This window comes from Monashia sp. HAY1-5C, assembly GCF_056755255.1.
The window spans coordinates 1-247 of record NZ_JBPGXG010000620.1; the positions used below are offsets into that span (position 1 = coordinate 1).

Annotated in this window: 1 protein-coding gene; it reads left to right on the forward strand. The window is 60.7% G+C overall.

The genetic code is table 11. The features are described from left to right. A partial coding sequence (locus ACR9ZK_RS22950; RefSeq protein ID WP_481344222.1) for a hypothetical protein occupies positions 1-247 on the forward strand: 247 nt, incomplete at both ends.

The following is a 247-nucleotide window of genomic DNA, read 5'->3' on the forward strand; positions in this document are numbered from 1 at the left end:
GCACCGGCGGCACCCGGCTTCTTTTCGCCCTGGCAGATTCCATCCTGGTTCCAGGCGCCTGGTTCCAAGGGCGCGACCAGCATCTACGACACCGAGCAATTGCGGCAGACGCTGCTCGACCATGTCGATTTCGACCGAATCAATCACGGCCCGGTGCGGCTCAGCCTCGGTGCGGTCAATGTGCGCACCGGCAACTTCGCCTTTTTCGACAATAAGGACACCAAGATCACGCCGGAACACGTAATGG